Origin of the sequence: Shumkonia mesophila (genome assembly GCF_026163695.1) — a bacterium.
Classification (GTDB): domain Bacteria; phylum Pseudomonadota; class Alphaproteobacteria; order Rhodospirillales; family Shumkoniaceae; genus Shumkonia; species Shumkonia mesophila.
The window spans coordinates 218729-244555 of the sequence record NZ_JAOTID010000003.1 but is presented as its reverse complement, the minus strand read 5'-3'; the positions used below and the strand labels follow the sequence as shown (position 1 = coordinate 244555).

The window sequence follows — 25827 nt, the reverse complement described above, 5'->3', positions numbered from 1 at the left end:
AGGAAGCGGATCGGCGGATTACACGACCGTCGCCGGCGCCTGAAGCAGGGGCCAATTGCTGTCTTGGTCCGAGACAAGGGTCACCGGCAAAGGCCAATCGATGCCGAGCGCCGGATCGTCGTAGCGCCACCCGGCGCCGGCGCCAGGCGCATAGGCCGCCGAAACCAAGTAGTTGACCTCGCTGTCCGGTTGCAGGGTCTGGAAGCCATGCGCGAAGTCCACCGGCACATAGAGCATCTTCAGTGCCTTTGGCGACAGTTCGACGCCGACCCACTGTCGATACGTCGGCGAATTGGGCCTGACGTCCACAATCACGTCGTAAATGGCGCCCCGCACGCAACGCACCAGTTTGACCTCGCCATGCGGCGGGCGCTGGAAGTGCATGCCGCGCAGCGTGCCGACCTCGGGATTGACGGAAACGTTGCCTTGGACGAAATCCGTCACCAGCCCTTGTCGACTGAACTCCTCGCGGCACCAGGCCCGGGCGAACTGGCCCCGGGCATCGGTGTGCGGCTGAAGCTCGATGAGATACGCGCCGGCAAGCGGCAGTTCATGAAAAATCATGATGTTTCCACCTCAGGTCAGTGTCGATCTGCCGGGTCTCCGTCAGGTGCCGGAGTTGCACGAGACGGGTGTGGGGCGGCGCCTTGAAGCCCTCTTCGGTTAGGCCGATGTGCTCGAAAAGCGCGTGCAGTTGCTCGGCGCCGCGCCGCACGTCCCAGGCGCAGCGGAAACCGGGCAGGCCTTGGCTGATCTTGGCGAAGGATACGCGGTAACTGCGGTTGTCACCGTCGTTCCGCCCAAAGGTGATCTCGCAGCCCGGGAAGGCCTCGCCCACCGCCTCGGCGATCTCGCGGATGCGGTAGTTCTGGTCGTCGCTGCCGACATTGAAGATCTCGCCGGCGACCGCCGCCCGCGGCGCGCGCAGGGTGGCCAGGATGGCCCCGCAGATGTCCTGCACATGGACCAGCGGCCGCCAGGGCGAGCCGTCGCTGATCATGGCGATGCGTTTCGTCGTCCAGGCCAAGCCGGCGAGATTGTTCAGCACGATGTCGAAGCGCATGGCGGGCGACGCGCCGAAGGCGGTGGCGTTGCGCAGGAACGTCGGGCAAAAGCCGGCGTCGGCGAGCTTCGAGACCTCCTCTTCCACCAGCACCTTGCACTTGGCGTAGGGCGTTTGCGGGTTGGTCGGCGTCTCCTCGTTCACCGCTTCGTCGCCGGCCCCCGCGCCATAGACGCTGCACGACGAGGCATAGACGAAGCGTTTGACGCCGGCCGCCTTGGCGTTGCGGGCCAGCGCCACCGAAGCCTTGTGGTTGATCGCAAAGGTGAGTTCCGGGTCCTGCGCGCAGAGCGGGTCATTGGACAGTTCGGCGAGATGCACAACGGCGTCGAAGCCCTCGAGGTCGGCTACGGTCAGCGTACGCACGTCGCGGCTCAGCAGCGCCGGCCGGTCCTTGCCGTCGTTGTAAAGCCAGCCGGCCCGATAGAAGCCGGTATCGGCGCCCACCACCTGGTAACCGCCCGCCACCAGCCGATGGCCGAGAACGCTGCCGATATACCCTTCCGAGCCGGTCAGCAAAACCCGCGTCACAGCGCCCCCAATCCTGTTTGAAGTTTCCCCAATCGGTTCTACGGTTACCAAACCTTCCACGGTGCGCCTCCATCCTTCCATAAGGTTTCGAGCACCTGCCGGTCGCGCAGGGTGTCCATGTTCTGCCAGAAGCCGGTATGGCGGTAGGCGACCAGATGGCCGGCGTTGGCAAGCCTCTCGAGCGGCTCGCGCTCCCACGACGTGTCGTCGCCGTCGATGTAATCGATGACTTCCGGCTCGAGTACGAAAAACCCGCCGTTGATATAGCCGCCATCCTCGTTGCCCTTCTCGCGGAACCCGCCGACGTGATCGTCGCCGGGCATCAGCCGGAGAATGCCGAAACGGCCGGGCTGGCGGACGGCCGCGACCGTGGCCAGGGCGCCGGACTGGCGATGGAAATCGATCTGCTTGGCGACGTCGATGGTACCGACGCCGTCGCCATAGGTGAGGCAGAAGGTTTCGTCGCCGAGATAGGGGCGGACGCGCTTGATGCGCCCGCCGGTCATGGTCGCCTCACCGGTGTCGACCAGCGTGATCCGCCATGGTTCGACGCCGTTGCGGTGCACCTTCATGCCGCCATTGTGCAAGTCGAAGGTGACGTCCGAGAGGGCCAGGGCGTAGTCGCGGAAGTAGCGCTTGATCATGTCGCCGCGATAACCGCAGCAGATCACGAAATCATTGAGCCCGTAGGCCGAATAGATTTTCATGATGTGCCAGAGAATCGGCTTGCCGCCGACCTCGACCAGCGGCTTCGGGCGGATCGTGCTCTCTTCGCTTATGCGGGTGCCGTAGCCGCCCGCAAGAATCACCACCTTCATGGCGTACCAGCCGGCTTCGAGGCCAGCCCCTCCTGAATGACGTTGTTGAGATCGTTGCCGACCAGCCGGAAATTGGGCACCTGCTCGACCGTGGCACAGGCTTTCCCCTCCATCAGCCGGTGGTAGAGGGCAATGTGGCGAGCGGCCATCTGGGTAAGATCGAAGCTACGCATCGCCTTGTTGCGCGCATTGACCGACAGCAGGTCGCTCTCGGCCGTCTGTTGCAGGCACCAGGCGATGCCTTCAGCAAGATCCTCGGCCGAAAGATCGCGGGCCAGATAACCATTGATCCGGTGATCGACAATGTCCGTCATGCCGGTGTTCTTGAAGGCGATGACCGGCACGCCGCAGGCCAACGCTTCGAGCGCCGTCTTGCCGAAGTTCTCCTGCAGCGACGGCACCACCATGACGTCGGCGCAGGCATAGAGCTGCGCCAAGGGACCGTCGTCCCCGACCCAGCCAACGCTGCGGACCTCCAGGGAGGTGTCGATCCCGACGCTGCTGGACCCGAAAACCACCAGCATCAAACGCTCGCTCCCCTCCTTCGCGGCCAGTCGCGTCAGGGCTTCCTGCAGATAGGCGAACCCCTTGCGCCGATCGGAAGTCGCCTTGACCGCCCCGAACAACACGATCCGCTTGTCGTCCGGCAGCCCCCAGAAGGCGCGGGCACGGGCCTTATCCATGGGGGTGTAGACCGCGGTATCGATCCCTGTGGGGATGACCGTAACCTCGTTGCCATGGACCAGCGGGCTGCGCCTGGCATAGTCGGCCAGCCAAGAGCTGAGCGCGATATAGGTGATCGGCAGGTTTTGTCGGCTGCGGAACTTTCGAAGCCACTGCCAGCGGGCGAGGTCAATGGGGAAATTCGAGCGGAGCTGAGGACAATCGTGGCACTCGGTGAGAAACTTCTCGCAGTCCCCGGAATAGTGGCAGCCGCCGGTCAGCGGCCACATGTCGCGCAGGGTCCACACGATGTGATAGCGGCGCAGCCGCTTCATGCTTTCGATCACGGCCGCGCCACGGCCGGCCCAATGAAACTGGACGATGTCCGGGTTCAGACGCGCGAGCGCCGAACTGACATCGAAGGGAAGCCAGCCGACGGTCCACCAGTTCTGCCGGGTCCACCCCACCAGCGCGAGCGGCACGCGGTCGAGACGGTCGCGCACACGGTCATAGAAGTCGCTATGAACGCCGTTCAGAGCGATGACGGAGGGGTCGTCGCTGTATTTGCGCTGAACAAGCAGCATGGAATCGACGCCGGCCTTCTGCAGACCGCGATGAAGATTGTACGAGCCCTTGGCAGCGCCGCCATCGATGTCCGTCGGCGAAACATGGATCACGCGCATCCGCTGAAACCCCTCGCTCCGACTCCCATTGCGCCTGCTCTGTCCTTCCGGAGTTGGTCATCGCACTCTGCCTCCCGCCCCTTCCAGGCAAGCGGTGGCTACACAAATTCCTATGTCGGATCCCCCCCCACATATGGGTCCGTTGTGCCAAAGGAGGGGCACGGATGCACGTGATCAATCAGTGACCACGGCGCTCGGGCGATGACCGGACGCCTGGCATGGGCCATACTCCAGGAAGCCCTAAACACAGGAATTGGCAGAGGGGGTATCGAAAGCCGTGAGCGGTCCAGTCTTCGTCAGCGTAGTGACGCCGGTCTACAACGGCGGCGCATTTCTGGAGGAGTGCATCGAGAGCGTGCGCGCCCAGTCCCACGCCCACTTCGAGCACGTCATCCTGGATAACGCCAGTTCGGACGACACCCATGTCATCGCGGCCCGCCACGCCGGGCGCGACCCGCGAATCCGCCTGCACCGCAACGACCGCACGTTGCCCATGATCGACAATTGGAACCGGGCACTGGAGTTGATGTCCGGCGACAGCCGGTACTGCCGCGTCCTGCATGCCGACGACACCATGCGCTCCAACTGCCTGGAGCGGACCGTCGAGGTCGCTGAGAGGCATCCGTCGGTCGGGATCGTCGGCTGTTTCCGCCTGCGCGGCGAGACCATCCACTGCGAGGGACTACCCCGCGAGCGCGAGGTTTTCGCGGGCGCCGAAATCGCCCGGCTGTTCCTGCGCCAGGAGGTCTTCGCCCTGGCTCCGACCTCCAATCTGCTGCGCGCCGATCTGGTGCGCCGGCATCGGCCGTTCTATCCGTCGGCCTATCTGCATGCCGACCTCGCCATCTATCTGGACCTATTGCAGGACCATGACTTCGGCTTCGTTCACGACGTGCTGGCCTTTTCGCGCGAGCACGGCGATTCCGTTACCGTGACGGTGGCCGAGCGCAACCAGACGCTGCTCAAGGAATGGCTGCTGCTGCTCCAGCGCTATGGCCCGCGGTTCTTCTCCGAATCCGAGATGACCGAGTTGGAGCGAAGCCATTTGCGCCGCTACTATCGCAACCTCGTGCGCGGCTTCGTAACGCGCCGGGGGCGAGCCTTCTTCGACTATCATCTCGCGGGGCTGAAGGAGGCGGGCCGTCTGCCGACGCCTCTCGACCTGCTGGGCGCCGCCGGCCGCGAGTTCGCCGCCGCAGTCGCCCGGCCCGGCAAGCTACGCCGACATCTGGGGATGTGAGGTCGGGACCTAACCCGCGACCGCCAGGCTTTGCCGTAGTATAGGCGCGGTGCCGGCTCCAGCGAACAGCCGGTCCTGCTCGGCTCGCAGGCGGTCGATCAGCCGGCCGGCCGGCACCTCGACGTCGTCGTAGGTCAACACTTGGTCGCGCGGGATGTCGCGCCGCAGCGTGCACCCGCCGGCGATGCCCATGGGCAGCAGCCGCTCGCTGCGTGCGATGTCGGCGTTCTCGCACTGCCCATAGGTCATGTAATGGCCGATGCCATCGAGTGTGGCGCCGGCTGCGAGATCGACCTTGGCCGTGGCCACTACCTCGACTTCCAACGGGCCAGCCGGCGCGATGGCGGCGTCCCCGAACAGCACGGCGCGCGCCAGGGTGTTCGGCACCTCGAAATGACACAGATGGTAGGGCGTGTAGAAGCAATAGAGCGGCCCGCGACCCAGCTTGTAGAGGTCGAGATAGTGGCGCTGAGTCGGGTGTTCGGTGGTCCCCAGCACGAAGACGCCGGGACCGGGCGCGGCACCCACCAAATAGTCGACGATGCCGGGCCCCTCGATGAACGCCTCGGCCGGCAGCGCCTCGGCCGCTTCCCGCAGCGGCGTGCCATCGGGAACGGTCGGACCGAACATGCCGCGCCGTCCGACGCGCATGCCGGTGGCGTTGGCGACGATCGCCTGCTCGAAGGAAATCTTGGTGCCGTCGGCGAACGACGTCACCATGTGGACGTTCTGGCCCCACTTGCGGGCGAATCCCTCCTGCGTCGTCGGGTTGCGGTAGGGGTCCTGCAGGCCTTTGATGTTTCCGCACAGCACCGGGCGGACGCCGATTCCCTTGACGAACCGATAGAGGTTCATCTCGACGCCCGGTTGGTCGCCGTCGACATTGCTATAGACGACGCCCGCCGCATCGGCCCTGGCCTTCAGCAGTGGGCCAACCGTGCCGTCGAGTTCGGCATTCATCAGGATGGCATGCTTGCCGGCGTCGATCGCCGCCAAGACTGCGTGAGCGGCGTATTCGAGGGAGCCTGTGACTTCGAGGATCACATCGATGTCGCCGGCCTCGCAAAGCAGCCGCCAGTCCTCGGTGATCGCCGGGATGTCTTGGGAAATCGCCGCATCGAGCGCCGCCGCCGTATCGACGGACCGGACCTCGGCGGCCCCCGCCTCGACATACGCGCGTCGCGCCGACTCCAGGTTGCGGCACGCAATGGCGACCAGGCGCATGCCCTTGACGGCGGTCATGACCTGCAGCACCACGCCGCGCCCCATGAACCCGGCGCCGATCATGCCGACGCGGATGGGGCGGCCGGCGGCTTCACGTTCAGCCAACGCTTTGTCGACGAGAATCATTTCTACAGCACCGGGCTGTTGATGGGGACGATGCTGCCCTTCTAGCACCGCAGCGCGCCGGTCCGCCCGTGATCAATCGGTGACGGCAGGGTCCGCCCCCGAACCGGCGCGGCGTCAGCAGTCGGCTAGGAGAGCGCGCGCCGGCCTAGCTCGGGCTGCACCGGAACGTGACGGTCCTGGTCCCGCTGGCGTCGGTGACGATGCTGGAAACCACCTGCTGGGAGCCTCTGTTCATGCAGTACAACTGCGCGTTTCGCGTCGCGTCCAACAATTCCTGGTCGGTCCGATAGGTGTAGGTCAGGTTGGGATTGACCGGCGGCAGCGGAGCCGCCGTCGGCGTCACCGTCACGCAATCGAAGACAACAACCTTGCGGCCATCCGCATCGGTCGAGAAACTGGCCGCGCGCGGCGTCGATTGATAGCCGGAGCAGAATGTCGCGGCTTTCTGGTTGGCTTCAATCAAATCCTGGTCGCTCTGGTACTTGTAGGTGACACTGGGATTCTTCGCCTCCACCTGCTGGGGTGCCGAATACATTGGAGCACAGGAAACGACGATTGCGGCCGCCACGACGGCGGCCACCCGGACGCTCGTGTTTATGAAAGACTGGCGAAGGACAATCATGGGGGGACCTCCAATTCCTAGCGGCCGTCGTTCGATCGTGAACCGGCGGGGACCGAGTTCCCCAAGCGCCACCACGACCGCGTTCCCGTGGGCTCGGGCAGTCCCTGCGATGTCGGGCGATGAACGGGAACCGGCGATAGCCGAATTTGTTCCGACGGTCCGGAAACGGGCCGGTCAAGACGGAGCGAGGGCAGACGATGCCGTCGTGGGGAAAGCCAAGCGTGATCCGCTTGGGTTATAGCGCCTGCAATTGGCCGATCCACAGGTCGATCGACGCCGAGGACGCGGGCCCCGCCAGGGGGGTTACACCCCGATAGCCATCCCCGCCGCTGAGAGCCAGCATCCAGCTGGCCATGACGCGGCCCGTGCCGATGCTAAACCCCGAGAAAGCGACTTGTTCGTCGGCGGCGGACAAGCCCGACCGGAAGCCGTCGCTCACGGCTCCGGGAAGGTAGGGGGATGCGGGGGACCGCACGAAGGCCTGCCCGCTGTTACGCCGTTCGACCTCCAGCAGGGCTCCCGAGAAGTCGCGGATGACCGGATTGTCCGGCGCCCGTCCCTGGAGTTCCCGCTCGAGGATCAGTTGCTTGTGGGCGGTGCTCATGCCGACGCTTTCCCCAGCCCCGCCCCGGTACTTGAAGGAGAAAGGCTTATTCGACATCTGAGCCGAAGCCTCGAAGGACAGGGCCGTCACCACCAGAGCGATGAGAAACGCGAACCATGCGCCTGTGAAGGGTTTCATCTTGATTGCTCCTTCGTCCGGATCTCCACGTACTGGATAGACTGCTCCCAACCCGGAATCCTTCTCTAAATCTTCGGCCACATCGAGCGAAAAAAAGGCCCCCCTCCCTAATTGCAAAGGCTTTCTCCGTTTTCGCAAGAGCGTCGGCTGTCCGCCCCGCCATCCGCCGCATCCGCCGTCAGATAACGGAAGGCAAAAATCCCGGCCTCGGTCCGGTTGCGGAAATGCATCTTCCGCAGGACGGAGCGCACGAGGTTCTTGACCGTGGAGTCCCGGGTTGCGAGCCGCTGCGCGATGGCCTTGTTGGTCAAGCCCTCGCCAAGCAGCGAGAGGACCTGGGATTCGCCTTCGGACAACGTGGGCAGGATATCCAGGCGCAGATGCCGGGACGCCAGAACGGACAACAGGGTGGTCGGAAACAGGCAATAGCCCTGGGCCGCCAGATCGATGACTTCGTGCAGCCGCTCGGGTTGGTGATCGATGAACAGGAAGCCGTCGCACAGATCGATGTAATCGAGCGCGTCCATAACGTCGGCTTCGCGCAACACGAGAATGACCTTCGCGGTGTCGCGGACTTCCTCGATCCGCCGGCACATCGGCCGGCCGAACGCCTTGAACTGGGTCAATCCGAACAGAATGACGGTGTTGCGGGTGCAGTGAGACGGCAGCAGATCGAGCAAAGGGTTGCCAAGAACGATGAAGGACCCGCTGCCGCCATCGCTCCATTGCTCCTGGATAATCTCGATGATATCTGGATCATCCTCGGCAACGACGATATGTTTCCGCGTACTCATAAATGAAATCCATTTTTTCATGTTACGTAAACGAGGACTGTTTGTCTTTTGAACTTGAACGTGAATATTCATATTTACTTCTAAAATTACAGAACTTACCATCTGATAATTTATACAATATTTCCATGACATGTCGCCGTACCGCGCCATTCAGGATGTAATCTTCCCAGTCGATACGGTCGAACAGGCCCGTCAATGCGAAACCCGTGGCCGGGACGGGCCGGCAGCCGCACGCTCGTCCCCCCGTCACCACCCAGAGGCGCCGTGGCTTCCGCGGTGGTTTGCGCACCGGCTCCCACCCTTGCTCTTTCAGCCATTCAATCTTGCCTTGCATGAGAGACCTATAGATATAGATGGGGAATCAACTCATAACTCTTATGATAAACACAATATAAATCGCGCATATTGGAAAAATGTATATCGGATAGATCGTTTAATACACCAATTAACACTTTGTGGATAATCCAATAGACGCACAGTTACTCCATTTTCTCTCGAAACTTCCCTATAGCGTACTTTTAAAAAACGAATTTATCAGTAATGTTTCACTTCGCGTTCCACCCTCGCCGCCCTTCCGTGGGGCCAAGGGAAATGGAGCCACCGAGGAACCCGTTTTCCCCGGTGCGGACGTTCTTGAACCATCCATAGACACAGCAAGCCGGGGGACGATCATGAAACGGAAAGCGGCAACATTGCTCCCCATCCTGGCACCGGCTGTCTTCGCGGCGTTCACTGGATGCGCCCCCGTCCCCTACCAGGCCACAGGCGTCGAGGCGGCATTTTCGTTTCCGGTGACGACCAACCACACGCCCTACAGCCAATGCCTGATGAAGCTTCGGCAGATTCCGGGCAATCACCTGCCGGTGATGGCGGTCGGCGAGGTCGCCGACAAGACCGGGCAGATCAACTACGACGAAAACGGGCACGCCCTCAGCCAGGGCGTTTCCGAAATGGTGATGAGCGCGGTCTTCAAGACCGGCAAGGCCAACATGGCCGAACGCTTCGACCTGCGGATTCCGCTGGCCGAACTGAAGATGGTCCAGCAGCAGCTGACCGACGAAAACGCCAAGGCATACCGCGTCAAAACCAGCGATTTCGTCATTCTCGGCGCCTTGACCGAACTCAACTACAACATCGTCAGCGACGGCCTGGGCCTGTGGGTCTCCGGCGTCGGCGCCGGCGGCCGGACGGTGGTTATCAACGTCGCCCTCGACCTTCGGGTGGTCGACAGCAAGTCGTTCGCCGTCCGCTACGTGACCAGCCTGCAAAAACAAATCTACGGGTTCGAGGTCGAAGCCAACGTCTTTCGCTTCTTCGGCACGCAACTCATCGAGTTTGACGCCGGGCGGATCCAGAACGAACCGCTGCAGCTCGGTGTCAGATCCGTCGTCGAGATGGCCGTTTACCAGATCATGACGGACTTTCTCGGTCTCCCCAAGGCCGAAGGCTGTGACCTTGTCGAGACCGACTACATGAGCAACCACCTTAAGAGAGGAGCACAAGCAAATGAAGGGTAGACTGCTATCCGGCGTTGCGGCTGTTGCCTTCGGTATCGGCATGGTCGCGACAGGCCCCGCCCTTGCGGGCGGCAGCCAGACGGACTGGGACTGGTACAAGAACAAGTACCAGAACGTCGACATCAACATGTGGGTTTGGAGCTTCTTTGATCCGACGGGGGAAACCGAGGTCAAGAAGGTCCAGGTCTTCTTTGGCGACGTCAATGCGTACGCCGAACTCAAGGGCGACTATGTCCCCGAGGTGCAGAGCGGCGGCCATGGCCATCACGGCAGTTATGGCCCCCAGGATCTCCTGCAGTATGCCAACGACGGCCTGGGCCATGCCGTTCAGGACGTTTCGGCGATCGGCATCGTCGATACGATCGAGAGCGAGTTCCCGGTCTACGCCTTTGAGAGCCAGACCCTCGCGGGTGGCTTCTTCGATAAGGCGTACATTTCCGCCGAAGCGAAGGCCGGAGCCTGGTACAACCCGGTCGAGATCGCGCTCGATCAGCAGGTCTCGGCGGTGGCCGAGGCCCTGTCGATCGATCTGCAGACGAACGAGGGTCCGCAACTGATCCAGACCGTCAACGCGGATCACTGGGACAGCTCGCTCGATACCGGCGACACCATCGTCACCGGCCATCACGACACGGCCTACGGCGTCTTCATGCCGTACGTGTCCAACAACATCCTCGAGGCCGACATCACCCAGTTCGCCTATGCGGACGTCTCCGCCTCGGCGTCGGCCTATCAGGACCTGACCGCGTTCAAGCAGCTCGGCTATTACGACCGGTTGGGAACGCCGGGACTGGTCGCCAACCAGTCCGTCCAGGCGGCCGGCCTGGTGGCCAGCATCGTCAACAAGGTCAAGGAGGTTACTCCGTGACGGCAACCCTAGCCGCTTAACCTGACTCCGGCCGGAGGGTCCCTACTGTCCTCCCCCACACCCTCCGGCCACTTTTCCATCGGATGAAGGAGGTCTGAAATGTCTGCAATCCGTCAACTGGCGATCTTCCTGGCCCTTTCCATCTTTGCCGTGCTCGTCGTCTTTTCCGGGGTCGTGCCGGTACCCGGCTTCTTCGGTCCGGCGGTTGCCCAGGCGCAACAGTTCAAGGAACCGTTCCAGTTCAGGGTTCGCAACAACTCGACGGCGGCCAGCCTAGCCATCTACCTGAAGCAGATGCAGGATGGCACCTCCTCGACGAGCTCATCGGGCGGCGGTTCCGGCACGTCGAATATCGGGACACTGAACCAATACAGCTCGACCACCATCGGCAACCTCACCGAGATCACCACCATCCTCGAGCAGGGCGCCGAGGGATATGTCGGCGTCGACACCAGCCAGGACAGCTCGAACAGCAGCCAGAGCTCGTCGTCGCAAGGGACTCAGGTCTACGGAGGCAATACGGCGCTCGGCGACATCAACAATGCCCAGGCCACCACCAACAATGGCCAGACCACCCCGCAGCCGTAGAGCCGATCCGACCTCCCCTCCGACAAAAGCTCCGCCACAAGGCGGAGCTTTTCGTTGGGCCGGAGCGATCGACGACGCCCTCCCCCCTCATCACTCCTTCGCCTTCCACTCCCTGGCCATCCGGCGGGCATCGAAAAGCTGCTGGGCGGTAAGATGAGGTTCGAGTTCGTCCCGGGCCTTCAGCGCGACCGCGTTGCCCCGCCGGACCGCCAGTTCGTACCACAAGTACGCCTTCGTGAAGTCCATCGGCAGACCGCGCCCGAGCACGTAGAGAGAGCCCAGCGCCGTCTGCGCCTTGGCATATCCCTTTTCGGCCGCGCTTTGGTACCACCTGGCGGCGGCCACCGTGTCCTCCGGCACCCCCCTTCCCTCGCGATACATCTCGCCCAGGCTATACGCGGCGACGGCCTCGCCTTGCTTGGCCGCCCGTTCATACCAATCGCGGGCCTTCCCGTAATCCTGCCCGATCCCCTCGCCCTTCACATACATGTATCCCAGATTGGTTTGGGCGGCGGGCGATCCGGCCTCCGCTGCCTTGCGGTACCAAGCCACGGCCTTACCGGCGTCGGCTGCCGCCCCGACACCCTGGCGATAGGCCATGGCCAACAACATCTGCGCATCCCGATTGCCCTGCTCCGCCGCCTTGCGGCACCATTCGATGGCCTTTCCGGCGTCCTTCGGCACCCCCTTGCCATCCAGATACAACATAGCGAGGCCGAGTTGGGCGGCGGCATTCCCCTTGTCAGCCAACGGCGCCCATTCCTTCGCCGCGGCCGCATGGTTGCCGGCCTTGAGAGCCCTGGCACCGGCGGCAAAATCGGCTGACGCCACCGTTGCCGACCCGATGACCGCCGCAACCGAGACGAGGGCTGGAATGAAGAGTCGCATCTCCTTCTCCCCTTCAGGTGCAAAACACCCGTCAACCATCGGGCTCTTCCGCCGCCTTTACAACGGCCCAGCCGGGGCACCCCCTTCGAGGAAGAAGGAGCATCGGAAGGCCGGTCGATGGCCACGACCGGCGTCCAACACCGTCGCCGGAGACCGGGGAATTCGGAGATCTTATGTCCAATTAGGAGTACAGCATTTAACTGTCACGTGAAAAGTACCACCAATGAACAACGAAACCTCACCTTTTAGGGAATATTTAAACCGGCCTAACCCTTTACAATACATTCTGGAGAAATCGGCTGCCCCTGTGAGGGGGGAGTGGAGACACAGAGCGCTCGGGGAAGGGATTTGTCGCGCGGCCGTCCGACAGGGCGCGCGGCAAAAGAGGCCCGACGCGCGGGGCAATGGAGACAGAGATGGGACGCAAGGAGACTCTTTTGGTCGACCGAAGCAAGCTGTTCCGGGAAGGATTAAAAACCTTTCTTGCCGACTCGCCGTTCCCGGCGATGGCCGAGGCGACCGAACTGCGGGAAGCGGCGGTTCTTGTCAGGGAGGGATTGGCGCCGGACATCATCATTCTCGACTTCATGGAGGGCAATCCGCAGGACCTGGAGGCGATCCGCGAGATCCGCCAGTTGCGTCCGGACGGAAAGATCGTGCTTCTGGCGAACGACGTGTCGGCCCGCAAGCTGACCCAGGCTCTCGATACCGGCATCGATGCCTGCTTGGTCAAGAACATCACGTCCGACGCCCTGATCAAATACCTGGGGCTGGTGATGGCGGGCGAGCGGGTCTTTCCGGTGGAACTGGCCCGGCTGTTGATCGACGGCAAACTGGATGGCGGCCGTCGGAATGGCACCTCCTCGCACAACGGCCTTTCCCAGCGGGAGGTCGAGATCCTGGGCTGCCTGGTCAATGGCGACCCCAACAAAGTCATCGCCAATCGCCTGAAGATCACCGAGGCGACGGTCAAGGTTCACCTGAAGGGGCTGCTGCGGAAGATCAACGTGGCCAACCGGACGCAAGCCGCCATGTGGGCGGTCAACAACGGCGTCGATCGTCATTGCGTATTCGACCATTGAAAGCCGGCGTGCGACGGATACTGCGGCGAAGCGGCGCAAGGCCGCTCGCCGGCAGTCTTCCAGTGGGATTGCGAACAGCCGCATCCCAAGGCTCCCAGGCGCCGGAAAAACACGTCGGGCGTGGCGTCATTCCTCGCCCGACCGCGGTCCGACCCCGGGCGCTTCCTCCCACGTCCAGTTTGAAGCCTGAACCGTCCTCGCGGCCCCGTCATGCGGCTGGATCGACGGCCGGCCGTCCGGGCCGCACACCAGCAGCGTGACCGGCACGCGATTTCCCGGCAAACAGGTCTTTCGATAGACGCAGGCGTTCGCCCGCACCGCCGAGACCTCCGCCTCCGAGCTCGCGGGCGATGGCGGCTCGAGCTGTGCGGTGCATGCCTCCAGAACCGCCGCCTCGGTGGCCTGGAACAACTCCGGCCCCTTCTCCTTGACCCATTGGCTTTCGCGGAAGGCCGGCGAATTGGGGCCTGCCGCCGACGGGCCGCCATTCCCCCCGGCCGCCATGCCGAGTGCTGAGGCGATCGTCAGCGGAAGGCAGCTGCTCAGTGCAATGGCCGCACCGCCAAGAAGCACAAATTTGAAAACAGGCCCCATGGCGCCAGGATACGGCGGATGCCCATGCCATAAAGCAGGTATCGGGAGTACCCCCTTCGCACCCCGGCGGAAACGGCCAGGGACCCTGCCGTCGCCGACATACCCCGGCGAACGGCAGGGACCGCCCCCTTCAGGAGCGGACCGGCTCGTATTGAGCGGAAACGATGGCCGCCTGCGTGCGGTTCTTCACGCGGAGCTGGCGATAGATGGTTTTAAGATGAACTTTGACCGTGCTTTCCAGGATGCCCAGGTTGCGGGCGATCTCCTTGTTCGAGGCGCCGTCTTTCAGGGCCATCAAGATCTCGGTCTGCCGGGTTGTCAGACGCCGTCCCCGGTGACGAAGGTCGGCCTCGGTCCATTTCGGCAGCGGCCGTTTGCGGTCGGCCGCGCCGCCGCTCGCACTACGGGGCATGACACCGCGGCCGGCACGATTCGCGTTCTCCGGCCGGGCAACGATATTGGCGGTTGGCAAGCCCGCGATGCCATTCCCGAGCATGTGCCCGTGAATGGGTCGCAGCGACTTCAAATCCAGCAGGATGACCTTGTTTTCGCCGACGTCCCCGGTCTTGGCTTGCTCAGCCCGGTCCTCTGGGCACGGAATTAGAAGATAGGACCGATGCTGTCCGTCATTCCCCCCCTGTTGGCCATCCGGTGCCATGATAACCCATAGTGGTGAATCCATATCTTGCTCCCCCTTGGGTTTGCCGAGTCTAACGAACAAGTATGCAATTTTCTGTGGATAATTTCCCCATCACGGGTACGGAAAATTGCCATGGGCCCCTTGTTTCTCCCGGCTGGCGGCCTTTCCGGCAACAAACCCCCACCATGCTTGTCGAATAGATCGTACCTCCCCAACCCCGCACAATCCGCAAAAAGTGCCGGTACCACACAGAGGCGCACGGAATATGCCGTCGCAATCTGCGGGTTATCCACAGCTATGTCGGGAAAACATGTGGATGAAAGCGGCTCAATCGGACTCATCCCTGGCCTGGCGGCCTTCAATCGCAATACGTGTAAGATCCTCGCGGGAGCGGGCCCGCAATTTCTGCATCATACGAGCCCTATGAAATTCCACGGTACGAACGCTCATGGCCAGTTCGGCGGCGATCGTCTTGTTGGACTTGCCCAGCCCCAGCCTCTCCAGGATGTCTCTTTCCCGCGGGGTAAGGCCTTGGAGCAAGGCGTCGATATCCTTAAGCCGGGATTTTTCGGCGAGATGCTCGACATGCTGCCCGATGGCGGCTTGGATGCGGGTGAGCAACTCCTGGCTGCTGAACGGTTTTTCGAAAAAATCGAATGCCCCGCGCTTCATCGCCTGAACGGCCGTCCAGACGTCACCGTACCCGGTCACGAAAATGACGGGCGCCGTAGCCCCTTTGGCGACCAGGGTCTTCTGGATCTCCAGGCCGCCGATGCCGGGCAAGCGGACATCGAGGATGACGGCGCTCGGCCCGCTCTCTGTGTCCGCCCGAAAAAACGCATCCGCCGACTCATAGGTCTTGCAGTTGATTCCCACCGACACCACGAGGTCGCGGATCGATTCACGGATATCTTCGTCATCGTCTACGACAAAGACCGTACCTAAAGACACGCGCCCCCCCCTTACCCCCTGCCACCCAGCTCGTCACGGTTGCGGCACGGACACTCCCCTCCAAGCAGAGAGAGCCGCGCCCCGGCCGGTTGTTGCCATGTCGATATTTGGCGGGAATGATTTTTCGTTCATCCCCGTTACTTCCCCCGGGCAACGATCATGCACGAAATACACTTAACGTTTATTAACGCTGTTCGCCCCTGATGCCGTCGACGCGGGCTTGCCCTAAGGGCAACCGCCCCCGCCGGACATCCGGTTGCACGATTGAGGATATAGGCAATTCGCCGGGGAACTGTCGGGTTAAATACCATTTGAGGTATGCATTCGGTGGTACCCCGCCGTACCGTATGGCCAATCCGCGAGCGATCTACCTCACATTCTCCGCGGACATATCCCTATACGTCCGATCCCGGCGCTCCCGCACATCGTATTCTGACGATCCCTTTGATCTTCGCGGGATGTCGGCAGGGAGAGAAAGGATGGTTATCGATCCCCCCTTCAGCTTCAGGTCTTTGGGTTTCCTTATCGCCAGCCGGCACGAGTTCACCCGCGATCTTCTGCACTTCGCGCTGGAGGCCTTCCAGGCCGAAGACGTCCGGGACGCGGCCAACGGGTGGGAAGCGCTGCAGATGTGGAACGCGTTCGCGCCGGACATCATCCTGACGGAGATGAATATTCTCCCCATGGGCGGAGCCGAGGTGACCCGTCGCCTGCGCGACGATCCCCTGCGTGCCGGCTCCCCACCCGTCGTCCTCGTCTTCGCGCATCGCCCTCTCGAACATGACGTTTTGCGGTCGATGGAGGCCGGCGCGGACGATGTTCTACGGTTGCCGTTTTCCGCTCGTTTCCTGGCCCAGCGGATCGTGCGGGCCCTCGCCCGCCGCCACCCGGGGGCGCGAGCCGTCGGCAGGACCGGCCATCCATCGCCGCCGCCCCCCGCCTACCGTTTGCCGGAATGGCCGACGGCCGCAAACGCCGCTGGTGCCCTCCATTGGGAATCCATTCTGACGCCGGAAGAGATCCGGGCACTGACATCGGTCGGGGCGGGCACAACATCGACGATAGACAGCGACCGCTGGTGAGGGGGTCGATATGCCGCCGGCCAATGAGCTGATCCGGGACGCAGCCCGCCACTTGTTCGAGCGCTATGGCCGGCACTCGGTCGAGATCGCCAAGGAGTACGTCGTCATTACCGCGCGGTCGGGCGAATCCCGCGACATCGACGAGGCCCTGCTCGTTCTCACCGAACTCGAGCACTTGGCCGGGCAGCCATGCCGGGAACCCGGAAGGGACCACTAAGCCTTCGTCGCGCCTATCTGGCCATGATTTCGCGGCAAGCCAGGAAATCCGCGTGCATCCGCTGGAAAACCCGGTGTTTGGCGGTATGAAAAGCGGCGATGCGTCCCTTCGCCGGGACGATCACGTCGGCCGCCCGGTTCATGGCCGACATGGCGGCCAGTACCGAGTCGAAATCGCCGGCAGCCACCGCCCCCAAAATGGCCGAGCCCAGGAGCACCGCCTCGGATTCGCGGGGCAGGACGATCCGGCAGCCGGTGATATCGGCGTGCTCGCGCAGGAACAGCGGATTCTTGGTGCCCCCACCGCAGGCGAACACCGTTTCGATGGCGTAGCCCTTGGCGTTCATGGCGTCGATGATATGGCGGGTGCCATGGGCGACGGCCTGGATGGTGGCGAGATAGAGCAGGGCCAGATCGTCGATGGTGTCGGACAGCCGAAGCCCCGACACCATGCCCCTAAGGGTCGGATCGGCGCGCGGCGAACGGTTGCCGTGGAAATAGGGCAGAACATGGAGGTCGCGGGTCAGCGCGGCCGGGAAATCGGCGGCTATCGCCAAGTCCTCGAGGCACCCGTTCAGCACCGCGTAGACGGTGCGTCCCGAGCTTTCGGCCTCGGCCTTCACCTCGGCGGCGCGGGCGTGCGAGAAAATGACATGATCGATCAGCGCCCCGGTCGCCGACTGGCCGCCTTCGGAAAGCCACAGGCCGGGCACCATCGCCGAGTAATAGGGGCCCCATACGCCGGGGACGAACACCGGCTGGCGCGATAGCGCCATATGGCAGCTCGACGTGCCGCCGATCAGGGCCAGGCGCCTTTCCATGTCGGCAGCCGTCGGCAAGGCATCGCCAAGCGGCGCCCCCAGCATGCCCAGTCCGCCGGCGTGGGCGTCGATGATCGATACGCCTACCGCCACGCCCGGTGGCAGGCCCAGTTCCCCCGCCGCCTGTCCGCTCAACCCGCGGCCAACCGTCTCGCCCATCGGCCGCACGCTCCGGCCGATGCGGGAAAATCCCTCGTCGACCAGGTCGCCAAGCCCGATCGACCGGAAGTATTCGGCATCCCATCGGTCCTCGTGGCCCAGGTAGGTCCACTTGCAGACGGTCGAGCAAAGCGAGCGCACCTCCACCCCGGTCGCCCGCCAGGTCAGGAAGTCGGGCAGGTCGAAAAAACGTGCTGTCCGCCGCCAGGTCTCGGGAAGGTGTTCCTTCAGCCACAAGAGCTTGGGCGTTTCCATTTCGGGCGAGATGGTGCCGCCGACATACTCGAGGACCCTGTGGCCGCCGGCATTGATGCGCCCGGCCTCGGGGATCGCCCGGTGGTCCATCCACACGATGACGTTCTGCTCGTCGCGCCCGGTGGGGCTTACCGTGACCGGCCGGTTTTCGGCATCCAGCGCCACCAGCGAGCATGTCGCGTCGAAGCCGAGGCCGCGCACCCGTTCGGGCGCGATGGCGGCGTCGGCCAGCGCCTTCCTGACGGCGGCGCAACAGGCCGCCCAGATGTCGTCCGAGGATTGTTCGGCGAAGTCGGGTTCGGGGCGCCACAGGCGGATCTGGCGGCTGGCCTGGCCCAGCATCCGGCCCGTCTGATCGAAGATCCCGGCCCGCGCGCTGCCGGTGCCGACGTCGACACCGACGTAGAAGGAAGACATCGGATCAGGCCTCCCCGAGGATGCGCACCTTGAAGCCCAGTTCCTGACTGAGCGCCACCATCTCCCCGAAAATGTCGCCATAGGCGACGGCAACGTGGTTGCTGAAGTAATGGGCCATCAGGGTATCGCGCGAAATGCCCAGGTCGGTCGCCATCAGCGGCCACTCTCGCGTGGTCCCGTTCCACCATTTCTCGCGCTTGGCCTCGGGCAGGTCGACCACCTCGCCCCGGCCGACGTCCATCCATAGATCGCCACCCCTGAGGTAGGCCCGGGACCATGTCACCTTCCCCGGCAGGCTGAGCCCGGTAAAGGTGCCGCCCGGCACCGGGAAATACCCGGCCGGCTGGCGGTACGAATGGACGCCCTTCAGCGTATCCGGATCATGGTTGAAGGCGTAGGCGCCGCTGGATCCCGAATTCAGCAGCACCCAGACGAAGCGGCCGTCGTGCTCGCCGCCCCAGCGGATGTCGTGGAAGAACACGGCCTGATGCAGGCCCTTGGCCTTCAGAAGCCGCTTCATCAGTTCCATGGGTATCAGGTTGCCCTGGTCGGCCTCCGTCGAATCGACGATGGTGTCGCCGTTGCCTTCGGGGCGGCAGGCCGTATTCAGCAACCCCTCGGCGAAATCCGACGGCGGTCTCAGGCCGATCAGGCCCAACTGATACTGCCAACCCACGCAGTCGGCCTTGAATTCGCCGACCAGGTCGAGCACCGCCAGATAGTCGCGAAGCTGTTCCTTGGTGGCCGCTTCGTCGAAGTCCTCGGCCCCATTCTCGCCGTAATGGAAGGTCATCCCCTTGCCCTTCACGAAGGCGTACGCCTCGTCGATGCGCTTGGCGTCGATGGCACGGCCGCGCTCGATGATCCAGGCCTGGTCCACCTTGTGCTCGGTAAAGCCGATGCGGTTCAACAGGCGCGGACCGAAATAGCCGTTGATCATGCCCATCGAGGTGTCGCCCAGCATGAGGGCGAGGATCCGGCGGCGGCGGATGCCGGCGGCGACGCCGTCGGCCAGCGCCGCTGCCTCGGGCGAAACGGCGGCGTGGTAGCGGATCTCGTCTTCGGGGTAGGCGATGCGGCCGGTCGAGACCCATTCGTCGAGGCGCGCCATGAAGGCGGCGTCCCGCGTCCAATCCTCGGCGTCGGTCCATGCCCGGCTGAACCGCCGGCCGACGCTTTCCAGGCAGGCCCCGGTATTGAGCAGGCCGACCAGGCCGGGCCAGGTTCCGGAAAAATTGCTGGCCAACAGCAACGGATTGTCCTTGCCGACGACGCCGTCGGTGGTGTGTGGGCCATACACCCAGTGGACGTAGACGCCGATAATGGGATCGTCGATGGGGCCCAGTTTTTCGATGGCCTCGTGCGGCTTGGTCAGATAGCCGTCCACCCGGTAGGACGGCCGGCCCAGTTTCGCCAGCGCCTTCTCGATCTGAAGCGTCGCTTCCGTGATGTGCGGTAGGGCCTGCGCGTTCGGTGTCTTGCGATAATCCCCCGGCCAGAAAATGGCGATCTTGCCGCTCATGATCGGTGCTCCTCCGCCCCTTCGATGTGACCCCGCCGATTTGGTCGGAAAATCATGATGCCATCCGCGAAAGGGGCACGCAACGGCAAAACAATCATTGCATAATCACTGATATATCATATATATTTATCGCTCCTCGGGCCGCCGTGCGCGGCCGTTTTTCCCTTCTCGCACCCAACTTGGACACCACAGGAACACGAATGACCACAGACCCCCTTCAGGGCATCTATGCGGCAGTGATGACGCCGATGCAGGACGACCTGTCTTGCGATACGACCCGCCTCGCCGCCCATTGCCGTTCGCTCCTCGACGAAGGGTGTCACGGGGTCAGCCTGTTCGGCACCACCGGCGAAGGGCCGGCCCTGTCGGTGAACGAGCGCGTGGCCGGGCTGGAGGCGGTTCTTGCCGCCGGTGTTCCCCCCAGGCACGTGCTGCCGGGTACGGGGTGCGCCGCCATTCCCGACGCGGTGCATCTGACGCGCCATGCCGCCAGCCTGGGCTGCAAGACCGTTCTGGTCATGCCGCCGTTCTTCTTCAAGGACGTCAGCGACGACGGCGTTGTCGCCTTTTATGCCGCCCTGATCGAGGGCGTCGGCGATCCGGCCCTTCGCGTCGTCATCTACAATTTCCCGGCCGTGACCGGCGTGTGGGTGCGCGAGCGGGCCGTCGAACGCCTGATCGCCGCCTATCCCCAGGCCATCGCCGGCGTGAAGGACAGTTCGGGCGACTGGCCCTACGTGGCGGCGCTTCTGCGCCAGTTTCCGTCCCTCGCCGTCTTCAGCGGCTGGGAGACGTTGGTGCCCAAGCTGGTGGCGGCCGGCGGCGCCGGCAACATCTCGGGAATGGCCAACGTCATCCCCGGCCTGCTGCGTCAGCTCTATGACAACCGATCCGACGCGGCGGCCCTGGCAAGGGTCGGCCGCCTGGTCGAGGAAGTCACCAAACGTCCAATCATTCCCGCCCTCAAGGCCCTTGCCGCAACCTTGCGGGACCAGCCGAGTTGGCGCAATATGCGGGCGCCGCTGGTGCCGCTTCCGGCGGAGTCCGAGCGCTCGTTGGTGATGGCTTTCAAGCGCATCCTGAACGAAACGGACGCGGGCATCGCGGCGGGAGCCTGAGGGATCTGGACAATGGGCGGGAGAGGCCGACAACCGAGCATGTTCGACACATCCCCGTCGCCCCGAGGAGCGACGGGCGCATGATCGTCGTCTTCGGCTCCCTCAACGCCGACCTGGTTTTCCGGGTCCCCTCATTGCCACGCCCAGGGGAGACCGTGCTGGCCCCCGACTATACCGTCGTCGCCGGTGGCAAGGGCGCCAACCAGGCCTATGCCGCGGCCCGGGCTGGCGCACCGACCCGCATGGCCGGGTGTGTGGGCGACGACGAATTCGGCCACGTCCTGCTGTCTTCGCTGTCCGGCGCCGGGGTCGACACCCAAGGCGTGCTCCACCGCGAGACGCGGACGGGATGCGCCGCCATTGCCGTAGACGCCGCCGGCGAAAACCAGATCGCCGTCGCCGCCGGCGCCAACCAGGAGGCGCGGGCCGCCCAGGTACCGGACGACTGGCTGACCCCCGACACGGTTCTGGTCCTGCAGATGGAGGTGCCGGCCGCCGAGAACTGGGCGCTGATCGCGCGGGCCAAGCAGGCAGGAGGGCGCGTCGTTCTCAACGTCGCGCCGGCCGCGCCGGTGCCGCCGTCGGTGCTGGAGTTTGTCGACGTCCTGATCGTCAACCAGACCGAGGCAATGGTGGTCGCCGAGGCGGCGGGGGTTCCCGAAACCGATCCCATCCGCGCCATCCGCAGCCTGGCCCGGGGATTCGGGATGACGACCGTCGTCACTCTCGGGGCCGATGGCGCGTTCGCCTGCGTCGGTGACGAGGAATGGGAGGTGCCGCCCCTCAAGATCTCGCCGGCCGATACCACCGGAGCCGGCGATGCGTTCTGTGGCGTTCTGGCCGCTGCGCTGGATGCCGGATTGGCCTTCACCGAAGCCCTGCGCAGGGCGGGAACCGCCGGTGCCCTCGCCTGCACCCGGGCCGGGGCGCAGACCGCCATGGCCGACGCCGCCGATATCGAGGCCCGCCTTCCCGAGGCGCCACCCGTTCGCCGGGCGACGTCGAAGCGCGGGAACCGTCATGAAGCTTAGTGAAAGCGCCTATCTGAAATTCAAGGAGTTGCTATTCGCCGGCGACGTCCGGCCCGGCCAGTTTGTCTCGCAGCGCGAACTGGTCAAGCTGACCGGCATCCCCCTGGGCCCCATGCGCGAGGCCCTTCAGCGCCTGGAGGTAGAGGGGCTGGTGCAGATCGTGGCCCAACGCGGGATTCAGGTCATCGAGGCCAGCCTGAGGCTGATCCGCGACACCTACCAGTTGCGCATCCTCATCGAAAAGGAAGCCGCCGCCAAATACGCCGAGACGGTCGCCGACGCCGAAATCGAGGAATTGGAGGAAGCGCATCGGCGCGTCGTCGCCGAAGCGGGGAAGAACGGCCTCAGTGAAACCCTGCTGAATGAGGCGCAGGACGTCGACTGGCGGCTGCACGACAGCATCGTCGAAGCCCTTGGCAACGCGATCATTCTCAAAATCCACCGCATCAACAACGACCGCATCAAGCTGATCCGCTTGGCGCACGGCAAGCTGACCCTGCTGACCCCGGGAACCTTCAACCACGCGATGGCGGAGCATCTCGCGGTGATCGAGGCAATCAAGCGGCGCGATCCGGCCGCCGCCGCCGCCGCCATGGAAAACCACCTGTCGACGGCGATGCGTCGCGCCCTCGGCTTCTAGGCGATCGGCCGGCCGTTCCTCACGAATACCCGAGGGTGTGCGGCAACCACAGCACGATGTCGGGGACGAGGATCATCAGCAGCAATGCTGCCAGAAGAATGGCGATGAAGGCCCACATTTCGCGGATGATGCTGGCCAGTTCGATGCCTGTCAGGCTGTTGATGACGAACAGCAGCACCCCGTAAGGCGGGGTGATCAGCCCGATCATCATGTTGACCACGACGACAACCCCGAAATGCACGAGGTCGATCCCCATCGCCTTCATCGACGGCAGGATGATCGGCACCAGTACCAGCAGCATGGTGGCGGCGTCGAGAAAACAGCCGAAAACAAGAAAGAGCAGGCTGACCAGCAACAGAAACACCACCGGCGACAGGCTGAATCCCGACAGCCATGCGGCGATGGCGTTGGGGATCTGCTCGGTGGCGATGATGTAGTTGAACAGAAACGCACCGGCGATGATCATGGCGATCACCGCGCTGGACCGTACCGTGTCGACCAGGATCGCGAAGAACGTGCGCGGCCCGATGGCCCGGTAGGCCAGGCCGGCGAGAATCAGCGCATAAAATGCTGCGACGGCCGCCGCCTCTGTCGGCGTGAAGGCGCCGCCGTAGATGCCGCCCAACAGGATTCCCGGCATCAGCAGGGGCGGAATGGCCCGCCCGACGATACCCGGATAGCGCCGCCACGGAATGGTTGCCTCGGTCGGGAAGTTGCGGCGCCGCGAGATCAGCCAGACGGCCAGCATGAGGACCGCCGTCATCAGCAGCCCCGGTCCGACGCCCCCCAGGAACAGCGCGCCAACCGACTGGTCGGACACCATGGCGTAAAGCACCATGGGAATGGAGGGTGGGATGATGGGGCCGATGGTCGCCGACGCCCCGGTGATCGCTGCGGCGAAGCCCGGCGGATAGCGGTTGTTGGCGCGCATCATGTCGATCAGCACCTTGCCGACCCCGGCGGCATCGGCGATGGCGCTGCCGCTCATGCCCGAGAAGATGAGGCTGGTCAGGATGTTGACGTGCGCCAGACCGCCGCGGAAGCGCCCGACCATGGCCAGCGAGAAATCGAGCAGTCGCTCACTGATGGTGCCGGCGTTCATGACGTTGGCGGCAAAGATGAATAGCGGCACCGCCAGCAGGACGAAGCTGTTGAAGAAGCCGTTGAGGATGGTCTCGGCAGCCAGCCCGACGTCCTGGCCGGAGATGATGAGATAGACGAGGCCGCTGGCGATCATGGCCGGGCCGATGGCCGCTCCCAGGGCGCAGGTGCCCGCGAGAATGGCCAGCATGACGATCAGGGCGAGACTCATTGGGGACAGGCCTTCCTGCGCGTCAAAGGATATCGCGCCAGTCGGCCCGGGTGACCCGGTAGGCGCGCCACAGATTGCGCGCGCAAACCGCCACCAGGAAGACGACGAAAACCGCGAACACCAGGTCGAAGCGGATACCCATCACCCACGTCCTGTCGTGCGCCATGAACATCACGTAGTCGACGTTGGCCGGCAGGGCATAGGCGAAGACCCCGCCTAAGACGAGAGTGACGATGAACGTCATGATCCGCCGCGCTTTCGGCGAAACCATCTGGTAGATCAGGTCGAAGCGCACATGGTCGCGCTCGCGAACCATCAGTCCACCGCCCCAGAAGGCGAACCACAGGAAACCGATGAGAGACATCTCTGTGGTCCAGCCGAACGGATGGTTCAACACGTAGCGGGTGAACACCTGGACGATGAAGGCGCCGAACATCACCAGGAACCAGAAGGACCCGACGAGTTCGGCGCCTGTCTTCAACGACTGACGAAGCTTTTCCACTCCGTCCCCTCCGACGGCAAGACCTACTTGCCGACCGCGTTGACGCGGTCGAGCAGTCCGGCCGGCCACGCCTTCGAGAACTCGGAGTCGAGATACATCTTCTGGACGTGCGTGCGGAAGGCATCGCGGTCGGGAACCGTGATGGTCATGCCCTGCGACTTGAAGAAGTCGACCAGCTTGGCCTCGTCGCGGATGCGATTGTTGTTGTTGAAGGCCGCGGCGATGCGCGACGCCTCGGTGAAGACCTGTTTCTGTTCATCGTTGAACTTGCTCCAGGTCTTGTTGGCGATGGCCAGGAAGACGCCGTCCACCAGATGGTTGGTCAGCACGATCTGCTTGCTGACCTCGTAGAACTTGGCCTTCTGGTCGGTCGGCAGCGGATTGTCCTGGCCGTCGATGGTGCCGGTCTTGAGCGCCAGATAAATCTCGTTGAAGGCCACCGGCGCCGGGTTGGCGCCCAGCGCCTCACCGAGGAACAGCCATTCCTTCGAGCCGGGCATGCGCAGCTTGACGCCCTTGAGATCGGCCGGGGTCTTGACGTTGCGCACGTCCCGCAGGTTGAGCTGACGGGTCCCTAGATAGGCGACCGCCAGGATGGTCACTTCCATCTTTTCGGAAACCGCCTTGAAGTACTCCTTGCCGACGTCGCCATAGAACACCGCCTGCTGATGCTCGGGATCGCGGATCAGGTAGCCGGCCGTGAAGATAGAGTATTGGGGCAGCTGCTTGGCGATGTCCTGGGCCGAGATCATCGCCATGTCCAGGTTGCCGCGCATCATCTGGGCCGGCTCGGTGCCCTGCTGGAACAGGGTGGCGTTCATGAAGATCTGGACGTCGAACTGGCCCGGCAGCGAGCGCTCGACATAGTCCTTGAAGATGCCGAGTTGCTCGGCGTGCCAGTCGCCCGGAACCGCCGGGGTCGAGATGCGAACGACCATCTTCTCGGCGGCGGCGGGGGTAGCCATCATGGCGACGGGCGCAAAAAACATCGCGGCAGCAGCCGCGGACAGGCCGCGCCGCAGCACATCTCTCGCTTTCATGCTCTCTCTCCTTGGATTCGTGATCCAGAAAACCGTCCCTGCGTCCGGGTATGCGCCCGGTACCCCCGGATCATGCCA

At 63.8% G+C, this 25827-nt stretch carries 27 protein-coding genes; 10 read left to right on the top strand and 17 right to left on the bottom strand.

What is annotated here, in order from left to right:
* Positions 1–18: 18 nt before the first annotated feature.
* Genes rfbC through ODR01_RS07645 form a run of 4 tightly spaced genes read right to left on the bottom strand, consistent with a single transcriptional unit; the run spans position 19 to position 3758 of the window.
* Positions 19–564: a dTDP-4-dehydrorhamnose 3,5-epimerase gene (rfbC, locus tag ODR01_RS07660; RefSeq protein ID WP_316977043.1), complete on the bottom strand. Its 546-nt coding sequence runs from the start codon at positions 562–564 to the stop codon at positions 19–21.
* Positions 551–1594 carry an NAD-dependent epimerase/dehydratase family protein gene (locus ODR01_RS07655; protein WP_316977042.1) on the bottom strand — a complete coding sequence of 348 codons (1044 nt, stop codon included), beginning with the start codon at positions 1592–1594 and terminating at the stop codon, positions 551–553. The genes rfbC and ODR01_RS07655 overlap by 14 nt, the downstream gene beginning before the upstream one ends.
* A 44-nt stretch (positions 1595–1638) precedes the next feature.
* Positions 1639–2412 (bottom strand): glucose-1-phosphate cytidylyltransferase, encoded by a 774-nt coding sequence (gene rfbF, locus ODR01_RS07650; protein WP_316977041.1) that lies wholly within the window; start codon positions 2410–2412, stop codon positions 1639–1641.
* On the bottom strand, positions 2409–3758 hold the full coding sequence (locus ODR01_RS07645; RefSeq protein ID WP_316977040.1) for a glycosyltransferase family 4 protein: 1350 nt from the start codon (positions 3756–3758) through the stop codon (positions 2409–2411). The genes rfbF and ODR01_RS07645 overlap by 4 nt, the downstream gene beginning before the upstream one ends.
* Before the next feature lie 277 nt (positions 3759–4035).
* On the opposite strand from ODR01_RS07645, the gene ODR01_RS07640 reads away from it, so the two are divergent.
* Positions 4036–4998, top strand: coding sequence for a glycosyltransferase (locus tag ODR01_RS07640; protein ID WP_316977039.1), 963 nt, complete (start codon positions 4036–4038; stop codon positions 4996–4998).
* Positions 4999–5007: 9 nt separating this feature from the next.
* Here ODR01_RS07640 and ODR01_RS07635 read toward each other — a convergent pair whose 3' ends face one another.
* The 4 genes from ODR01_RS07635 to ODR01_RS07620 all read right to left on the bottom strand — a co-directional run bounded on the left by ODR01_RS07635 (position 5008) and on the right by ODR01_RS07620 (position 8578).
* Complete coding sequence (locus tag ODR01_RS07635) at positions 5008–6327, bottom strand: NAD(P)H-dependent oxidoreductase (protein ID WP_316977038.1); 1320 nt, start codon at positions 6325–6327, stop codon at positions 5008–5010.
* Positions 6328–6493: 166 nt separating this feature from the next.
* Positions 6494–6970, bottom strand: coding sequence for a hypothetical protein (locus ODR01_RS07630; RefSeq protein ID WP_316977037.1), 477 nt, complete (start codon positions 6968–6970; stop codon positions 6494–6496).
* A 235-nt stretch (positions 6971–7205) separates the two neighbouring features.
* On the bottom strand, positions 7206–7712 hold the full coding sequence (locus ODR01_RS07625) for a hypothetical protein (RefSeq protein ID WP_316977036.1): 507 nt from the start codon (positions 7710–7712) through the stop codon (positions 7206–7208).
* A 107-nt stretch (positions 7713–7819) separates the two neighbouring features.
* Positions 7820–8578, bottom strand: a complete 759-nt coding sequence (locus tag ODR01_RS07620; protein ID WP_316977035.1) for a response regulator transcription factor — start codon at positions 8576–8578, stop codon at positions 7820–7822.
* 599 nt (positions 8579–9177) lie between these two features.
* On the opposite strand from ODR01_RS07620, the gene ODR01_RS07615 reads away from it, so the two are divergent.
* The 3 genes from ODR01_RS07615 (at position 9178) to ODR01_RS07605 (ending at position 11479) form a co-directional block, all read left to right on the top strand.
* A complete protein-coding gene (locus ODR01_RS07615; protein ID WP_316977034.1) occupies positions 9178–10023 on the top strand; it encodes a CsgG/HfaB family protein in 846 nt (281 codons plus the stop codon).
* Positions 10013–10891, top strand: a complete 879-nt coding sequence (locus ODR01_RS07610) for a hypothetical protein (RefSeq protein WP_316977033.1) — start codon at positions 10013–10015, stop codon at positions 10889–10891. Before ODR01_RS07615 ends, ODR01_RS07610 begins: the two co-directional genes overlap by 11 nt.
* A gap of 99 nt (positions 10892–10990) precedes the next feature.
* Positions 10991–11479: a hypothetical protein gene (locus ODR01_RS07605; RefSeq protein ID WP_316977032.1), complete on the top strand. Its 489-nt coding sequence runs from the start codon at positions 10991–10993 to the stop codon at positions 11477–11479.
* A 90-nt stretch (positions 11480–11569) separates the two neighbouring features.
* Here ODR01_RS07605 and ODR01_RS07600 read toward each other — a convergent pair whose 3' ends face one another.
* A complete protein-coding gene (locus ODR01_RS07600) occupies positions 11570–12367 on the bottom strand; it encodes a tetratricopeptide repeat protein (protein WP_316977031.1) in 798 nt (265 codons plus the stop codon).
* Positions 12368–12783: 416 nt separating this feature from the next.
* Here ODR01_RS07600 and ODR01_RS07595 point away from each other — a divergent pair, with 416 nt between their 5' ends.
* The gene (locus ODR01_RS07595) at positions 12784–13449 is read left to right on the top strand and encodes a response regulator transcription factor (RefSeq protein WP_316977030.1); all 666 of its coding nucleotides are present in this window, start codon (positions 12784–12786) and stop codon (positions 13447–13449) included.
* Positions 13450–13575: 126 nt separating this feature from the next.
* Here the strand turns inward: ODR01_RS07595 and ODR01_RS07590 are convergent, their stop codons facing one another.
* The 3 genes from ODR01_RS07590 to ODR01_RS07580 all read right to left on the bottom strand — a co-directional run bounded on the left by ODR01_RS07590 (position 13576) and on the right by ODR01_RS07580 (position 15634).
* Positions 13576–14043 (bottom strand): hypothetical protein, encoded by a 468-nt coding sequence (locus ODR01_RS07590; RefSeq protein ID WP_316977029.1) that lies wholly within the window; start codon positions 14041–14043, stop codon positions 13576–13578.
* A 130-nt stretch (positions 14044–14173) separates the two neighbouring features.
* Complete coding sequence (locus ODR01_RS07585; protein WP_316977028.1) at positions 14174–14725, bottom strand: helix-turn-helix transcriptional regulator; 552 nt, start codon at positions 14723–14725, stop codon at positions 14174–14176.
* A 285-nt stretch (positions 14726–15010) separates the two neighbouring features.
* A complete protein-coding gene (locus ODR01_RS07580; protein WP_316977027.1) occupies positions 15011–15634 on the bottom strand; it encodes a response regulator transcription factor in 624 nt (207 codons plus the stop codon).
* Positions 15635–16113: 479 nt separating this feature from the next.
* Between ODR01_RS07580 and ODR01_RS07575 the strand changes: the two genes are divergently transcribed.
* Positions 16114–16716: a response regulator transcription factor gene (locus ODR01_RS07575; protein WP_316977026.1), complete on the top strand. Its 603-nt coding sequence runs from the start codon at positions 16114–16116 to the stop codon at positions 16714–16716.
* 10 nt (positions 16717–16726) lie between these two features.
* Positions 16727–16933 (top strand): hypothetical protein, encoded by a 207-nt coding sequence (locus ODR01_RS07570; protein WP_316977025.1) that lies wholly within the window; start codon positions 16727–16729, stop codon positions 16931–16933.
* 13 nt (positions 16934–16946) lie between these two features.
* Here ODR01_RS07570 and ODR01_RS07565 read toward each other — a convergent pair whose 3' ends face one another.
* Both ODR01_RS07565 and ODR01_RS07560 read right to left on the bottom strand, forming a co-directional pair.
* Positions 16947–18584 (bottom strand): FGGY-family carbohydrate kinase, encoded by a 1638-nt coding sequence (locus ODR01_RS07565; protein ID WP_316977024.1) that lies wholly within the window; start codon positions 18582–18584, stop codon positions 16947–16949.
* Between the two features lie 4 nt (positions 18585–18588).
* A complete protein-coding gene (locus ODR01_RS07560; protein ID WP_316977023.1) occupies positions 18589–20106 on the bottom strand; it encodes a hypothetical protein in 1518 nt (505 codons plus the stop codon).
* A gap of 200 nt (positions 20107–20306) precedes the next feature.
* On the opposite strand from ODR01_RS07560, the gene ODR01_RS07555 reads away from it, so the two are divergent.
* From ODR01_RS07555 to ODR01_RS07545, 3 genes are all read left to right on the top strand, one after another.
* The gene (locus tag ODR01_RS07555) at positions 20307–21224 is read left to right on the top strand and encodes a dihydrodipicolinate synthase family protein (protein ID WP_316977022.1); all 918 of its coding nucleotides are present in this window, start codon (positions 20307–20309) and stop codon (positions 21222–21224) included.
* 80 nt (positions 21225–21304) lie between these two features.
* The gene (locus ODR01_RS07550) at positions 21305–22255 is read left to right on the top strand and encodes a ribokinase (protein ID WP_316977021.1); all 951 of its coding nucleotides are present in this window, start codon (positions 21305–21307) and stop codon (positions 22253–22255) included.
* On the top strand, positions 22245–22895 hold the full coding sequence (locus ODR01_RS07545) for a GntR family transcriptional regulator (protein WP_316977020.1): 651 nt from the start codon (positions 22245–22247) through the stop codon (positions 22893–22895). Before ODR01_RS07550 ends, ODR01_RS07545 begins: the two co-directional genes overlap by 11 nt.
* A gap of 19 nt (positions 22896–22914) precedes the next feature.
* On the opposite strand, the gene ODR01_RS07540 is transcribed toward ODR01_RS07545, so the two are convergent.
* From ODR01_RS07540 to ODR01_RS07530, 3 genes are read right to left on the bottom strand one after another with little or no spacing between them, the layout of a single operon-like run.
* Positions 22915–24207 (bottom strand): TRAP transporter large permease, encoded by a 1293-nt coding sequence (locus ODR01_RS07540; RefSeq protein WP_316977019.1) that lies wholly within the window; start codon positions 24205–24207, stop codon positions 22915–22917.
* Between the two features lie 22 nt (positions 24208–24229).
* Positions 24230–24709: a TRAP transporter small permease gene (locus tag ODR01_RS07535; protein WP_316977018.1), complete on the bottom strand. Its 480-nt coding sequence runs from the start codon at positions 24707–24709 to the stop codon at positions 24230–24232.
* A 23-nt stretch (positions 24710–24732) separates the two neighbouring features.
* Positions 24733–25749 (bottom strand): sialic acid TRAP transporter substrate-binding protein SiaP, encoded by a 1017-nt coding sequence (locus ODR01_RS07530; RefSeq protein WP_316977017.1) that lies wholly within the window; start codon positions 25747–25749, stop codon positions 24733–24735.
* Positions 25750–25827 lie beyond the last annotated feature (78 nt).

Bases quoted from the DNA above. Each gene is read 5' to 3' on its own strand.
- ODR01_RS07545 (WP_316977020.1), top strand. From the start codon at position 22,245: ATGAAGCTTAGTGAAAGCGCCTATCTGAAATTCAAGGAGTTGCTATTC.
- ODR01_RS07570 (WP_316977025.1), top strand. From the start codon at position 16,727: ATGCCGCCGGCCAATGAGCTGATCCGGGACGCAGCCCGCCACTTGTTC.
- ODR01_RS07585 (WP_316977028.1), bottom strand. From the start codon at position 14,725: ATGGATTCACCACTATGGGTTATCATGGCACCGGATGGCCAACAGGGG.
- ODR01_RS07610 (WP_316977033.1), top strand. From the start codon at position 10,013: ATGAAGGGTAGACTGCTATCCGGCGTTGCGGCTGTTGCCTTCGGTATC.
- ODR01_RS07625 (WP_316977036.1), bottom strand. From the start codon at position 7,712: ATGAAACCCTTCACAGGCGCATGGTTCGCGTTTCTCATCGCTCTGGTG.
- ODR01_RS07560 (WP_316977023.1), bottom strand. From the start codon at position 20,106: ATGAGCGGCAAGATCGCCATTTTCTGGCCGGGGGATTATCGCAAGACA.
- ODR01_RS07600 (WP_316977031.1), bottom strand. From the start codon at position 12,367: ATGCGACTCTTCATTCCAGCCCTCGTCTCGGTTGCGGCGGTCATCGGG.
- ODR01_RS07575 (WP_316977026.1), top strand. From the start codon at position 16,114: ATGGTTATCGATCCCCCCTTCAGCTTCAGGTCTTTGGGTTTCCTTATC.
- ODR01_RS07530 (WP_316977017.1), bottom strand. From the start codon at position 25,749: ATGAAAGCGAGAGATGTGCTGCGGCGCGGCCTGTCCGCGGCTGCTGCC.
- ODR01_RS07565 (WP_316977024.1), bottom strand. From the start codon at position 18,584: ATGTCTTCCTTCTACGTCGGTGTCGACGTCGGCACCGGCAGCGCGCGG.
- ODR01_RS07555 (WP_316977022.1), top strand. From the start codon at position 20,307: ATGACCACAGACCCCCTTCAGGGCATCTATGCGGCAGTGATGACGCCG.
- ODR01_RS07550 (WP_316977021.1), top strand. From the start codon at position 21,305: ATGATCGTCGTCTTCGGCTCCCTCAACGCCGACCTGGTTTTCCGGGTC.
- ODR01_RS07590 (WP_316977029.1), bottom strand. From the start codon at position 14,043: ATGGGGCCTGTTTTCAAATTTGTGCTTCTTGGCGGTGCGGCCATTGCA.
- ODR01_RS07605 (WP_316977032.1), top strand. From the start codon at position 10,991: ATGTCTGCAATCCGTCAACTGGCGATCTTCCTGGCCCTTTCCATCTTT.
- rfbF (WP_316977041.1), bottom strand. From the start codon at position 2,412: ATGAAGGTGGTGATTCTTGCGGGCGGCTACGGCACCCGCATAAGCGAA.
- ODR01_RS07615 (WP_316977034.1), top strand. From the start codon at position 9,178: ATGAAACGGAAAGCGGCAACATTGCTCCCCATCCTGGCACCGGCTGTC.
- ODR01_RS07595 (WP_316977030.1), top strand. From the start codon at position 12,784: ATGGGACGCAAGGAGACTCTTTTGGTCGACCGAAGCAAGCTGTTCCGG.
- ODR01_RS07620 (WP_316977035.1), bottom strand. From the start codon at position 8,578: ATGAATATTCACGTTCAAGTTCAAAAGACAAACAGTCCTCGTTTACGT.
- ODR01_RS07645 (WP_316977040.1), bottom strand. From the start codon at position 3,758: ATGCGCGTGATCCATGTTTCGCCGACGGACATCGATGGCGGCGCTGCC.
- ODR01_RS07630 (WP_316977037.1), bottom strand. From the start codon at position 6,970: ATGATTGTCCTTCGCCAGTCTTTCATAAACACGAGCGTCCGGGTGGCC.
- rfbC (WP_316977043.1), bottom strand. From the start codon at position 564: ATGATTTTTCATGAACTGCCGCTTGCCGGCGCGTATCTCATCGAGCTT.
- ODR01_RS07540 (WP_316977019.1), bottom strand. From the start codon at position 24,207: ATGAGTCTCGCCCTGATCGTCATGCTGGCCATTCTCGCGGGCACCTGC.